This window comes from Aliiroseovarius zhejiangensis, from assembly GCF_014656375.1.
GTDB classification, from domain to species: domain Bacteria; phylum Pseudomonadota; class Alphaproteobacteria; order Rhodobacterales; family Rhodobacteraceae; genus Aliiroseovarius; species Aliiroseovarius zhejiangensis.
Genome location: NZ_BNCH01000001.1, coordinates 230,937 through 244,124, shown reverse-complemented (window position 1 = coordinate 244,124; position 13,188 = coordinate 230,937). Strand labels below are relative to the sequence as shown.

The 13,188-nt window shown below is 60.8% G+C and carries 10 protein-coding genes; 4 read left to right on the top strand and 6 right to left on the bottom strand.

What is annotated here, in order from left to right; all coding sequences use genetic code 11:
• Window positions 1-6 precede the first annotated feature (6 nt).
• The 3 genes from cobT to IE188_RS01090 all read right to left on the bottom strand — a co-directional run bounded on the left by cobT (window position 7) and on the right by IE188_RS01090 (window position 3,815).
• Window positions 7-1,881, bottom strand: a complete 1,875-nt coding sequence (gene cobT, locus IE188_RS01100) for a cobaltochelatase subunit CobT (protein WP_191284632.1) — start codon at window positions 1,879-1,881, stop codon at window positions 7-9.
• Window positions 1,882-1,965: 84 nt separating this feature from the next.
• Entirely contained in the window at window positions 1,966-2,952 is a 987-nt protein-coding gene (cobS, locus tag IE188_RS01095) for a cobaltochelatase subunit CobS (RefSeq protein WP_191284631.1), read from the bottom strand.
• A 236-nt stretch (window positions 2,953-3,188) separates the two neighbouring features.
• The gene (locus IE188_RS01090) at window positions 3,189-3,815 is read right to left on the bottom strand and encodes a J domain-containing protein (RefSeq protein WP_191284630.1); all 627 of its coding nucleotides are present in this window, start codon (window positions 3,813-3,815) and stop codon (window positions 3,189-3,191) included.
• A gap of 74 nt (window positions 3,816-3,889) precedes the next feature.
• Here IE188_RS01090 and IE188_RS01085 point away from each other — a divergent pair, with 74 nt between their 5' ends.
• Entirely contained in the window at window positions 3,890-4,147 is a 258-nt protein-coding gene (locus tag IE188_RS01085; protein WP_191284629.1) for a BolA family protein, read from the top strand.
• 6 nt (window positions 4,148-4,153) lie between these two features.
• Here IE188_RS01085 and IE188_RS01080 read toward each other — a convergent pair whose 3' ends face one another.
• Window positions 4,154-4,561 carry a DUF4177 domain-containing protein gene (locus IE188_RS01080; RefSeq protein WP_191284628.1) on the bottom strand — a complete coding sequence of 136 codons (408 nt, stop codon included), beginning with the start codon at window positions 4,559-4,561 and terminating at the stop codon, window positions 4,154-4,156.
• 381 nt (window positions 4,562-4,942) lie between these two features.
• Here IE188_RS01080 and IE188_RS01075 point away from each other — a divergent pair, with 381 nt between their 5' ends.
• The gene (locus tag IE188_RS01075) at window positions 4,943-5,674 is read left to right on the top strand and encodes a porin (protein WP_191284627.1); all 732 of its coding nucleotides are present in this window, start codon (window positions 4,943-4,945) and stop codon (window positions 5,672-5,674) included.
• Window positions 5,675-5,778: 104 nt separating this feature from the next.
• On the opposite strand, the gene gatB is transcribed toward IE188_RS01075, so the two are convergent.
• A complete protein-coding gene (gene gatB / locus IE188_RS01070) occupies window positions 5,779-7,293 on the bottom strand; it encodes an Asp-tRNA(Asn)/Glu-tRNA(Gln) amidotransferase subunit GatB (RefSeq protein WP_191284626.1) in 1,515 nt (504 codons plus the stop codon).
• A 339-nt stretch (window positions 7,294-7,632) separates the two neighbouring features.
• Between gatB and IE188_RS01065 the strand changes: the two genes are divergently transcribed.
• The gene (locus tag IE188_RS01065; RefSeq protein WP_229836383.1) at window positions 7,633-8,229 is read left to right on the top strand and encodes a lysozyme family protein; all 597 of its coding nucleotides are present in this window, start codon (window positions 7,633-7,635) and stop codon (window positions 8,227-8,229) included.
• Between the two features lie 77 nt (window positions 8,230-8,306).
• On the opposite strand, the gene pepN is transcribed toward IE188_RS01065, so the two are convergent.
• A complete protein-coding gene (gene pepN, locus IE188_RS01060; protein ID WP_191284625.1) occupies window positions 8,307-10,859 on the bottom strand; it encodes an aminopeptidase N in 2,553 nt (850 codons plus the stop codon).
• Window positions 10,860-11,049: 190 nt separating this feature from the next.
• On the opposite strand from pepN, the gene IE188_RS01055 reads away from it, so the two are divergent.
• Entirely contained in the window at window positions 11,050-13,173 is a 2,124-nt protein-coding gene (locus IE188_RS01055) for a malate synthase G (protein WP_191284624.1), read from the top strand.
• Window positions 13,174-13,188 lie beyond the last annotated feature (15 nt).

Sequence of the window (13,188 nt, the reverse complement as noted above, 5' to 3'; positions counted from 1 at the left end):
GGGGGGTCAGCTGACCTTCTTTATCCCCAGAAGGCGCGCCCGTGCGCGGGGATCACTGTCAAACAGCGACGCCAGTTGCTCTGTCATCGCGCCGGCCAGTTGTTCGACATCGGTGATCGTCACCGCGCGGTCGTAATAGCGTGTCACATCATGGCCGATGCCGATGGCCAGCAGCTCGACCTGCTTGCGTTTTTCGACCATGGCGATCACGTCGCGCAGGTGTTTTTCCAGATAATTCGCGGGGTTAACGGACAACGTTGAATCGTCCACCGGCGCCCCGTCGGAAATCACCATCAGGATCTTGCGCTGCTCGGGTCGGGCCACGATCCGCCGATGCGCCCATTCCAGCGCCTCGCCGTCGATGTTTTCCTTCAGAAGCCCCTCTTTCATCATCAGGCCCAGATTGTCCCGTGTCCGCCGCATCGGCGCGTCGGCCTTTTTATAGATGATGTGGCGCAGATCGTTCAGACGGCCGGGTTGCTGCGGGCGTCCATCGGCCAGCCACTTCTCGCGCGCCAGCCCGCCTTTCCAGGCCCGTGTGGTGAAGCCCAGAACCTCGACCTTGACCTGACAGCGTTCCAGCGTCCGCGCCAAGACGTCAGCGCAGATCGCCGCGATCGAGATCGGGCGCCCCCGCATCGACCCGGAATTGTCCAGAAGCAGTGTCACCACCGTGTCGCGGAACTCGGTGTCCTTTTCCATCTTGAACGACAGGGGGGTCGTGGGGTTGGCGACGACGCGCGCCAAACGACCGGCGTCCAGAATACCTTCTTCCAGATCGAACAGCCACGAGCGGTTCTGCTGCGCCTGAAGCCGCCGTTGCAACTTGTTCGCCAGACGGCTGACCGCGCCTTTCAACGGCTCCAATTGCTGATCCAGATAGGCGCGCAGGCGTTCCAATTCGGCCGGTTCCGCCAGATCCTCGGCCATGATCTCTTCGTCATGTTCGTTGCTGTAAACCAGATAATCCGGATCCGCTTCCGACGCGGGCGGCGGGGCGGGCGGCTCAAGCGGGGCATCGGCCTCGGGCATTTGCGCCTCGTCGCTCATCTCGTCCTCGGCCATGTCGTCCAGCGTCACCTGCGCTTCGGACTGGTCCATCTGCTCGTCCTGCGACCGTTCGGGGTCGGCCTCGGCCTCTTCATCGTCCTGCGATTGTTCGTTTTGCTGATCGTCCTCGGTCTGATCCTCGTCCGGTTCGGCGTCATCCTCGGCCTGATCATCCTCACTGTCCGGGTCGTCGCCGAGTTGATCACCATAGCCCAGATCTTCGATGATCTGGCGGGCAAAGCGGGCAAACGCCGTCTGATCGCCCAGCTTGTCGCCCAGATCGTCCAGATGATCGCCGGTCTGGCCCTCGATGAAGTCGCGCCACAAATTCATCACGTTGGCCGCAGCCGGGGGCATATCGCGCCCCGTCGCCAAATGACGCGTAAGGTATCCGGCCGCGGTGGCCAGCGGCGCATCGGCCGCGGCAGTGAGCTGGTCAAAACCCGCCCGCATCGCATCGCTTTCGATCTTGGCGTCGATGTTGCCCGCTGTGCCGGGCATGTCGCGCGCGCCCATCGCCTCACAGCGCGCGGTCTCCATCGCCTCATATATTTCGCGCGCCATGCCGCTGGCAGGGGCATATTTCGCGTGGGTCGCCTCGTTGTGATAGCGCAGCTTCATCGCATAGGCATCCGCCGTGCCCCGCGCCAGCAACACCTCGTCGCGCGTCAGCCGCCGCGTGACTTGCGGCAGCCGCATCGCGTCCTTCGTCACGCCCGAGGGATCCACCGTAAAGCTGACCGACAGTTCCGGCTCATCGGCAAGCGTTTTCGTCGCCTCGGCCAGCGCTTTCTTGAACGGATCAGCGGGGTTGTCGGAGGGTTTTTTCATTGGATCAGCCTATCGAAGTCCCATAGGTCGGCACTGCCCAATTCTGCGACTGGGCAATGCAGAAGGATATCAAACGATCACAAATCACCCCAGGCTCATGCTCACCGCGCTCTCCGGCAGTTCCTCGTCGAAACACCGCTGATAGAATTCTGCCACGATCTGGCGTTCCAGCTCGTCACATTTGTTCAGGAAGGACAGGCGGAACGCATAGCCGACCGAGCGGAAGATATGCGCGTTTTGGGCCCAGTTGATCACGGTCCGTGGGCTCATCACCGTAGACAGATCGCCATTCATAAAGGCGGTGCGGGTCAGGTCGGCGACCGTCACCATCTGGCTGACCGTCTTGCGACCCTTTTCCGTGTTCAGAAGCGGGTTCTTCGCCAGCACGATATTTGTTTCCGCATCATGTGACAGATAGTTCAGCGTGGCAACCAGCGACCAACGGTCCATCTGCGCCTGGTTGATCTGCTGCACACCGTGATACAGCCCCGTCGTGTCGCCCAGACCCACGGTGTTTGCGGTGGCAAACAGGCGGAAGGACGGGTGAGGGGTGATCACCTCGTTCTGGTCCAGAAGGGTCAGCTTGCCGTCATGTTCCAGCACCCGCTGGATGACGAACATCACATCCGCGCGGCCCGCGTCATATTCGTCGAACACAATCGCGGTCGGGTTGCGCAAGGCCCAGGGTAGAATGCCTTCCTGAAACTCGGTCACCTGCATCCCGTCCTTCAGCTTGATCGCATCCTTGCCGATCAGGTCAATCCGGCTGATGTGACTGTCAAGGTTCACCCGCACCGCAGGCCAGTTCAGACGCGCGGCCACCTGTTCGATATGGGTCGATTTCCCCGTGCCGTGATAGCCTTGGATCATCACGCGACGGTTGTGCGAAAACCCAGCAAGGATCGCCAGTGTCGTGTCAGGATCAAACTTGTAGGTCGTGTCGATTTCCGGCACGCGGCTGGTGCGATCGGCAAACGCCTTGACATGCATGTCGCTGTCGATCCCGAACACCTCACGGACCGAGATTTCTTCGGTGGGTTTTGCGTTCATATCCTGTGTGCCGTCTGCCATCTGCGTAGTTCCTTCTGCCTCGCGCGTCGCAACCCGAGTGTGATGCCTGATCAACGAGACGGGTTCAAGGGGAAGGGGGCGAGTTTTATGACGCAACGACAGGCTGGTCATAGAAACACCCGGAACTGGTCCGACAGCTTCTCGCCAGCTTCTTCTGGCCAAAAATATCCTGGGGTGAATGCGCAACGCGCAGAGGGGCAAAGCCCCTTTTCCCCCGGAGCCCCGTCGCGCGGTGCTTACTTAAAGCTGCGGCTGTCCTTGATCTGATCCCAAGCCCAGCGAACTTCCTGCAACTGCTCCTCCTGGCTGCGGTCGCCGCCATTCATGTCCGGATGCAAGACCTTGATCAGCTTTTTGTAGGCCTTGCGGATCTCGGCCTTGGTCCAGTGGTCCTTGGCGTCCAGAATCTCGATCGCGCGCCGTTCAGTCGGGGGCAGCTTGCGGGTGCCGGTGATCGACTTGCCAGGATTGCGGGTCGCGTTGGCGCCCAGCACCTGATGCGGGTCATCAACGCCCAGCCGTGCCCAGGCCCGTTGTTCGTCCTTTGATCCGAAAGGCTTTGTCTCGCGCTCCCACACACGATCCTTTTCGAACTGTTCATGGACCTCGTCCTCGGGCGCGCCTTCAAAGAAGTTCCATTTCAGGTTGTATTCCCGCACATGGTCTTTGCAGAACCACTTGAACTCGTCCAGATGATCTGGCGACCGCGGCGCGCGATATTGCCCCTGTTCTTCACAGCCGGGATGTTCGCATACCCGTTTCGAGGTCTCGAACGCCCCCGACATGCCACGCTTGCCGCGCGGGTTCTTTTTCTTGGCCGCTGAGACCGAGATGTCAAAACCAAATGGATCATTATTGGGCATGGGAATACTCTTTTCGACTCGGACCCGAGAGTTTACTGCATTTTCGAGCCGATTGAAGAGGGAAAGGGCAGGAAATGACCAGGGCCGATCAGATTGCCAAGGCGTTGCACACCGCGTTTGCGCCGCAACATCTTGAAGTTATTGACGAAAGCGAAATGCACCGGGGGCATGCGGGTTATCAGGAAGGTGGGCAAAGTCATTTCCGCGTGGTGATCCGCGCGCCGGCGTTCGGCAAGATGTCGCGCGTGGCCCGCCACCGGGCCGTTCACGCGGCGCTGGGGCCGGAGCTGGTGGGGCAGATCCACGCGCTGGCACTGGATATCTCGGACTGACCCGGCTCAGTTGTCCTGGCGGGTGACAGCGGGGGCATGGTCGCCAACCGCATTGGCCGCGTCCGCCGATGGCAGCGACGGCGCCGCGTGGCTGTCGACCGGATCCACCGGCGCCGCGACGGCGGGTGCACGGTGAACCGGTGCCTCCTCTGTCTCGTCTGCGTCGGTGTCCACGGCGGCTTCTGTCAGCAGCGGGCGACGGAACACCAGGACGTTCTGATAGACCGTGGTGCGCCCGGTAAATCCCGACCGCTCGTCGCAAGGCAGTGTGTCGGCGCGCAGATATTCCCACCCGTCGGCGGCCATGTCATTCAACACTTCGGTCATCGCATGGGCGAACCGGTCTTCGCTGGTCTTGACCCCGCGGGCCTTTTTGCCCTTGCGCGGGGCGGGGATCGCTTCGTATTCGAACATCTGGATACTCTGATCAGGATTGTGGTCGTGCAGACGCTTAGCAGGTGGCGTGGCGCATGACCAGACATCGCGCCCGGCCCAAGCGGTTCTGTGCGCAGCGGCGGTTGTGACCGGATGGCCCTGACCCCGGACACAGTCCGCGCGATCACGGCACCGCCCACATGAGCCTGCACGAAGCCGCATGAAGCCGCATGAAGCCACATGAAGCCGTTGTAAAAACAGCACGAAACCCATCCCAATGGATAGTTTCCACGCAAAATAGAAAATCGGCATGTCAGAAGGGATTAACACTTGTTAACAGTCTGTTACCAGATCGCCGCCAAGCCGATTTCTGCGTGGCGGCATCCGGGCGAGACTACGAATATAAGATATGAGACGAGCATGACACACCTAAAGAAAATCCTTTTCACATCGGTCTGCGCCGCCACCCTGGGTGCGATGCCGGCTGCCGCCATGGAACTGACCGGTGGCGACATTTCCCTTGGGTATTCGGCCTTCAGCGAAGACAGCGACCTGTCGCGCATGGCTGTGGAAGGCTCGTTGGAGCTTGGCATCAACCGCGCATTTTCCGTGCAGTTCGACCTTTCGCATTACGAATTCGGGTTCGTGAACGAAGGCGTGACCTCGGGCGCTGTTCACGCGATCTATCACTTCAATGATACGACCTCGGCGGGCCTGTTCTATGGCCGTGAAAGCAACAGCTTCACCTCGATCGACTTCTATGGCGCCGAGGTCGGCCGCGATTTCGGGGCGCTCGATCTTGAAGCCTATGTCGGGTTCGGCGACGAAAGTGGCGTGTCTGCCACCGCTTTCGGGATTGCCGGCGCCTATCAGTTGAACGACCACTTCTCGGTTGGCGCGGCCTATGATCGGGTCGACTTCGAAGGCGATGTTCACATTTACACCACCGCATTCCGCGCGAATTACGAGCCTGCTGAAAACGTGACTTTGTATGGTGAAGTCGGATCCGCCGGGATCGGCGCCACTGCGTTCGGCGTCACCGCCAACCTGTCGTCAACCTATCTTGGGCTGGGTGTGGAATACGCCTTCGGGGCCAAGCGTGGTGCCACCTTCGGCGAACGTGGTCTGACGCGTCTGCTGCCGGGGCTGTAAAAATCGAGATTCAAAACGGGTCCAGCGCGGAGCCGCTACGATCAACGTCATGAAAAGAAAGGGCGCCCAAGCGGCGCCCTTTTTGTCAGCTCCGAAAGGTGAGCCTAGAGCCCCAGTTTCGCGGTCACGATCTCGTTCACCGCTTTCGGGTTGGCCTTGCCGCCGGTGGCTTTCATCACCTGACCCACGAAGAACCCGACCAGTTTCGGGTTCTCTTTGGCTTTTTCCACCTGGGCCGGGTTGGCGGCAATGACCTCGTCCACTGCGGCTTCGATGGCGCCGGTGTCGGTGACCTGTTTCATGCCGCGCTCGTCGACGATCTTGGCCGGGTCGCCGCCTTCGGTATAGACGATTTCAAACAGATCCTTGGCGATCTTGCCAGAGATGTCGCCCTTGGAGATCAACTCGATGATACCGCCCAGTTGTGCGGGGCTGACCGGGCTGTCGGCAATGGTCTTGTCGTCTTTTTTCAGACGGCCGAACAGCTCGTTGATGACCCAGTTCGCGGCCAGCTTGCCATCACGCCCGTCGGCGACCTCTTCAAAATACGCAGCGTTGCGCACACCGGCGGTCAACACGCCCGCGTCATATTCCGACAGGCCGAAATCGTTGACGAAGCGCGCCTTCTTTTCGTCCGGCAGTTCGGGCAGCGACCGCGCAATGTCGTCGACCCAGTCCTGTTCGATCTCCAAAGGCAGCAGGTCGGGGCAGGGGAAATAGCGGTAATCATGCGCCTCTTCCTTCGAGCGCATCGACCGCGTTTCGTTCTTGTCGGGGTCATAAAGCCGGGTTTCCTGCGTGATCTCTCCGCCGTCCTCCAGAATGGCGATCTGGCGGCGGGCTTCAAAATCAATCGCCGCCTGAATGAACCGCATCGAGTTCATGTTTTTGATTTCGCACCTTGTGCCCAGATGGCCGAAATCCTGCGTCTCAATGTATTTCTCGTACTGGCCCGGACGGCAGACCGACACGTTCACATCCGCCCGCAGGTTGCCGTTTTGCATATTGCCGTCACAGGTGCCCAGATAGCGCAGGATCTGGCGCAGCTTGGTGACATAGGCGGCGGCTTCCTCGGGCCCACGAATGTCGGGGCGGCTGACAATTTCCATCAGCGCCACACCGGTGCGGTTCAGGTCGACAAAGGACATGTTCGGGTCCATGTCATGCACCGATTTCCCTGCGTCTTGCTCCAGGTGAATGCGTTCGATCCGCACGCGGCGCGCCACGCCCGGCGCCATGTCCACGATCACTTCGCCTTCGCCCACGATGGGGTGATAAAGCTGGCTGATCTGATAGCCCTGCGGCAAGTCGGGATAGAAATAGTTCTTGCGGTCGAAGGCGGAAAACAAGTTGATCTCGGCCTTCAGGCCTAGCCCGGTGCGCACCGCCTGTTCCACGCAGTATTCGTTGATTACCGGCAGCATGCCCGGCATCGCGGCGTCGACAAAGGACACGTTCGCGTTGGGTTCCGCCCCGAATTTCGTGGACGCCCCGGAAAACAGCTTGGCGTTCGAGCTGACTTGCGCGTGGATCTCCATCCCGATGACCAGTTCCCAATCGTCCTTGGCACCCGCAATGACTTTCGGTGCAGGGGGTTCATAGGCGAGATGATCCAGCATGTGCGTGTTCCCGTGTTTGGTGATCTTCTGGCCTTCTAGGGCAGGCATGCGCGCGGGGCAAGAGGTGCTGGCGGCCGAGGATGCAGCGGGCCGCTTGGGGCGCGCGACGGGTTCTGGCGCGTGTTGCTCACCTTCCGATTGCGCCGCAGTGCAGCAATTCTACGATTTTCTGGCAATGGTAGAACGTCATGGGCACAAATTGGCTTTGTAAACATGAATTTCAGCAAGACTCTGCCAATTGCTGCGCTGCCGCATTGGTGAGGTTGCTAAATGCAACCACGCCCCTTATTTCGCCGCGATGACGTAAGAAAGACAGCAACCGGACCTGAGCGAGGGACGATGAAACGACTGATTTTGGGCCTGGCGGCGGCGTTGATGCTTGCCCCGAGCGCACAGGCCAACGACATTTTCGGCACGCGTGGGGTGCGCATGCCTATGTTGACGATGAAATGGGATGAAAAACCGCAGGCCCCGGCCTGGACAGATGCCACGATGAAGGCGCTGGAAACTCATGGGACGATCCTGGCAGAAACCGTGCCAGACGATATCGACGCCTGGTGCCCCGGCTATAAGTCGCAGGACAAGGTGGGGCGAAATGCGTTCTGGACGGGTCTTCTGTCCACCTTATCCTTCTATGAAAGCACGTGGCGCCAGACCGCCGTGGGTGGCGGTGGCAAATGGTATGGTTTGGTGCAGATCCTGCCCGCCACCGCGCGCGGTTATGGTTGCCAGGCGCGGTCAGGGGCCGACCTGAAAAAGGGCGAGCTGAACCTAAGCTGTGCCATCCGCATCATGTCGGTCACCGTGCCGCGTGACAATGTGGTGTCCAAGGGCATGCGCGGCGTCGCCGCCGACTGGGGGCCGTTCCATTCCAAGCGCAAGCGCGAAGGGATGCGCAACTGGATCAAGGAACAGAATTACTGCGCGGTCAGCTAGACCCCGCGCACAGCAAAACGAAACGGACAGTGAAAAGACATGGGCGGGCCAGACGGCACCGCCCATTTTACTGCAGCTCACTTGCCCAGCATACGGCCCACCATTTCCTGGCTATCGCGGCTCAACCCGTCCGTGGCGGCAATGCGTTTCAGGGCCGCGGTCATCATGTCCTGCCGGTCCGCGTCATAGCGTCGCCAGGTTTCAAACGCCGTCGTCATGCGTGCTGTGATCTGCGGATTGACCGGGTCCAGCTTGATCAACCAATCCGCCAGCAGGCCATAGGCCTTGCCAGATGCGTGATGGAACCCCGCCTGATTCATCGAAAGAGCGCCGAACAGGGCGCGGAACCGGTTCGGGTTCTTCCAGTTGAACGCCGGATCCTTGGTCAGCGTGTCGGCTATGTCGGCGGCCTTATCGGGGTCAGCATGGGCAACCTGCATGGCAAACCACTTGTCCATGACCAACGCGTCATCTTCGAAGCGGGTGCGGAAATCGGCCAGTTCCTTGCTGCCTTTTTCAACATCCAGCAGACAGCCAAGCGCCCCCAGACGATGGGTCATGTTGTCTGCACTTTCATAAAGGGCCTGGGCCGCCGCGCCGCCATCCAGACGGTTGGTCAGTTTCAGAAGCTCCAGCCCCAGCGCCCGCTTGCCCGCCTGTTCGGCATTGGGCTCATAGGGCGCGTCCACTTCCATCTCGGCCGAAAGGCGCGGCAACAGGTCTTGCAGATGCTCGGCCGTCGCCTGTTTCAGGGTTTCACTGGCGCGATGGATCTTCTGCGGGTCCGGGGTGACGCCCGCGTCAAACAGGGTCTGCGCCAGATCATCCTGCCCCGGCAGGCCCATCGCCAGTGCGCGGAAGGCCGGGTCAAGGCTGTCGTCGCGCAGCATCACCGTCAGCGCCTCGTGATAATCTGACAGCGGGGCATCCTCACCCGTCACCATGGCGATCAGCACATCCTTGGCCAGCGCGCGCCCGGCCTCCCATTTATTGAACGGGTCGGTGTCATGGGCCAACAGAAAGGCGCGTTCGGCGGGCGAGCTGTCACGTTGCAGGATCACAGGGGCCGAGAAATGGCGCAGGATCGACGGGGTGGGCTTGGCCCCCAGACCGTCGAAGGTGAAGCTTTGCGTCGCCTCGGTCATCTCCAGCACTTGTGTCGCTACCACCTCGTCCCCATTCGGGCCGATCAGACCGACAGCGACCGGAATGTGCTGTTGCAACTTCTCGTCCTGCCCGGGTGTGGGCGGGGTTTCCTGTTCAAAGTGAAGGGTATAGGTGCCGTCCTTGAAGTCATCCGTCACCTTCAGGCGCGGCGTGCCGGCCTGTTTGTACCAGCGCCGAAACTGGGTCAGATCGCGGCCCGTGCTGTCTTCGAACACGCGCACCCAGTCTTCGATCGTGGCGGCCTGCCCATCATGGCGGGTGAAATACAGGTCGAGCGCCTTGTAATATTCATCATCCCCCACCAGCGTTTTCATCATGCCGATCAGTTCTGCGCCTTTTTCATAAATGGTCGCGGTATAGAAATTGTTGATCTCGACGAAACTGTCAGGCTGCACCTGATGGGCCAGCGGGCCGTTATCCTCGCGGAACTGACGTCCGCGCAGGGCGATCACATCGTTGATCCGGCACACCGCCTTGGACCGCATGTCGCCTGAAAACTGCTGATCCCGAAACACGGTCAGACCCTCTTTCAGCGACAGTTGAAACCAGTCGCGGCAGGTGATCCGGTTTCCGGTCCAGTTGTGGAAATATTCATGCGCGATGATGGCTTCGATCCGCTCGAAATTCGCATCTGTCGATGTTTCGGGGCTGGCCAGCACGGCTGAGGTGTTGAAGATGTTCAACCCCTTGTTTTCCATCGCGCCCATGTTGAAGTCCGACACGGCGACGATCTGGAAAATATCCAGATCATATTCGCGCCCATACACTTGTTCGTCCCATTTCATCGAAGCCTTCAGCGCCTCCATCCCGAAGGCAGTCTTGGCTTCATCGCCGGGGCGGACCCACAGTTTCAGATCCACCTGTTTGCCGGACATGGTGGTGAACCTGTCCTCGCGCGCGATCAACTCGCCCGCCACCAGCGCGAACAGATAGGCTGGTTTGGGCCAGGGGTCATGCCATTCGGCCCAGCCTTCGCCGGACCCGGTGGGGTTGCCGTTGGACAGAAGCACCGGCATATCGCCTTCGATCCGCACCCGGAAGGGGGCCATCACGTCGGGGCGATCGGGATAGAAGGTGATGCGGCGGAAGCCCTCGGCCTCGCATTGGGTGCAATACATGCCGTTCGACATGTAAAGTCCGGACAGCGCGGTGTTGGTTTCGGGGCTGATCTCGACCTCGGCCTCCCATGTGAAAGCGGTGTCTGGCACTTCTGCTGTCAGCCCGCCGTCGGCCATCTCGGGCGTGATCTCGGTCCCGTCAATGGCGGCGTGGATCAGGTTAAGATGCTCACCATGCAGGAAGAAGTCGCGCGATGTGGCATCGGGGTTGGGGGCAAACCGGATGGTCGACCGCACGCGCGTTGCGGTCGGATCCAGAACGAAGGTCAGGGACACGTCCTCGACCAGCCAATTGGGCGGCGTGTAGTCGGCAAGGTAAATGGGCTGGGGCGTTGTGTCGGTCATCGTGAATCCTTTTGGCTCGCGTGCAAGTCGGCAGGTTAGACCTGCCGTCCGGGGGCTGCAAGACACGAGCGATGCTTGGCTCACGGTTAAGTTCTGCTTATCTGTCGGGGCAGGAAATCCCACTTGTGATCCCTTGCAGTATGCGAGAGTGTACCGCAACTTGTTTGATTGCCGACTGAAGGAACCGGGGATGAGCGTTTATATCGACCGCAAAGGATTGTCCGTGCATCGCGAGCTGGGGCGCTTTCTGGAAACGCGCGCCTTGGCCGGGACGGGGCTGAAATACGACGACTTCTGGCGCGGGTTCGCCGAAATCGTGCACGAGCTTGGTCCAAAGAACCGCGCCCTTCTGAAGAAACGCGACGACCTTCAGCAGCAGGTCGACGACTGGCACAAGGCCCGCGCGGGCCAGCCACATGACGCGGAAGCCTATCGCGCGTTTCTTGAAGACATCGGATACCTTGTCCCCGAAGGCCCCGATTTTAAGATTGAAACCGCCAATGTGGACCCCGAGATTGCCGAGATCCCCGGCCCGCAACTGGTGGTGCCGATCACGAACGCGCGCTTTGCCCTGAACGCAGCCAATGCCCGCTGGGGCAGCCTGTATGACGCGCTTTATGGCACCGACGCACTGGGGACGTCGCCCAAGCCGGGGGGGTATGACCCCGAACACGGCGCGCGCGTGATTGCCTGGGGGCGCGACTTTCTGGATCAGGCGGTGCCGCTGGCTGATGGAAGCTGGGCCGATGTGCAGGACATTTCGGTCAATGACGGCGCTCTGACACCTGCGCTGGCCGATCCTGCTCAATTCGCAGGTCATGCCGAGGGGCGGATTTACCTGAAAAACCACGGCTTGATGATCGAGCTGCTTCTGGACGCAAACACCCCGGTCGGCAAACAGGACCGTGCCGGCATTTCGGATATCCGCCTGGAAAGCGCGATGTCGGCGATCATGGATTGCGAAGACAGCGTGGCCGCGGTGGATGCCGAAGACAAGGTGCTGGCCTATTCCAACTGGCTGGGCCTGATGGACCGCTCCCTGACCGAAGAGGTCACCAAAGGCGGCAAGAGCTTCACCCGCAAGCTGGCCGATGACATTCACTATACCGCGCCTGATGGCACGCCCATGACCCACAGGGGCCGGGTTCTGATGCTGGTGCGAAATGTGGGCCACCTGATGACAAACCCCGCCATTCTGGATCGCGACGGTAATGAGGTGCCGGAAGGCATCATGGACGCGGTGATAACCACCCTGATCGGAATGCGCGATGTGAAGCGCGAGGATGGCAATTCGCACAAAGGGTCGATCTATGTCGTGAAGCCCAAGATGCACGGCCCGGAAGAGGTCGCCTTCGCCGATGAGATTTTCACCCGCGTCGAGGCGATGCTGGGCCTGCCGCAATACACCGTCAAGCTGGGCATCATGGATGAGGAACGGCGCACCAGCGCGAACCTCAAGGAATGTATCCGCGCGGCCAAACATCGCGTGGCGTTCATCAACACAGGCTTCCTTGACCGCACAGGGGACGAGATTCACACCTCGATGGAAGCGGGGCCGATGGTGCGCAAGGGTGACATGAAAGACACCGCCTGGATCAGCGCCTATGAGGATCGCAACGTCGATATCGGGCTGGCCTGCGGGCTGCGCGGACGTGCCCAGATCGGCAAGGGCATGTGGGCGATGCCGGATCGCATGGCCGACATGCTGGCCGAAAAGATCGCCCATCCCGAAGCGGGTGCCAACACCGCCTGGGTGCCAAGCCCCACGGCAGCGACCCTGCACGCGACCCATTATCACCGCGTCGATGTGCTGGCCCGGCAGGACGAGATTGCCGCCAAGGGGCCGCGCGGGACGCTGGATGATCTGCTGACCATTCCGGTGGCGCAAGGCGTGAACTGGTCGGACGCAGAAATCCGCGACGAGGTGGAAAACAACGCCCAAGGCATTCTTGGCTATGTGGTGCGCTGGGTGGATGCCGGTGTCGGCTGCTCAAAGGTGCCGGACATTCACGATGTGGGCCTGATGGAAGATCGCGCAACCTGCCGGATTTCCAGCCAGGCGCTGGCCAACTGGCTGCACCACGGCATCGTTTCGAAGGATGAGGTGATGGACGCCATGCGCGCCATGGCCCGGAAGGTCGACAGCCAGAACGCGGACGACCCGGCCTATGAGCCGATGGCCCCCGGTTTCGACGGCGAAGCCTTCAAGGCCGCCTGCGCGCTGGTATTTGATGGCCGTGCACAGCCTTCGGGGTATACTGAACCCCTGCTGCACGCGCACAGGCTTGCCAGAAAGGCCCAATGCGCGGCATAGGCCAATACCGGGAGG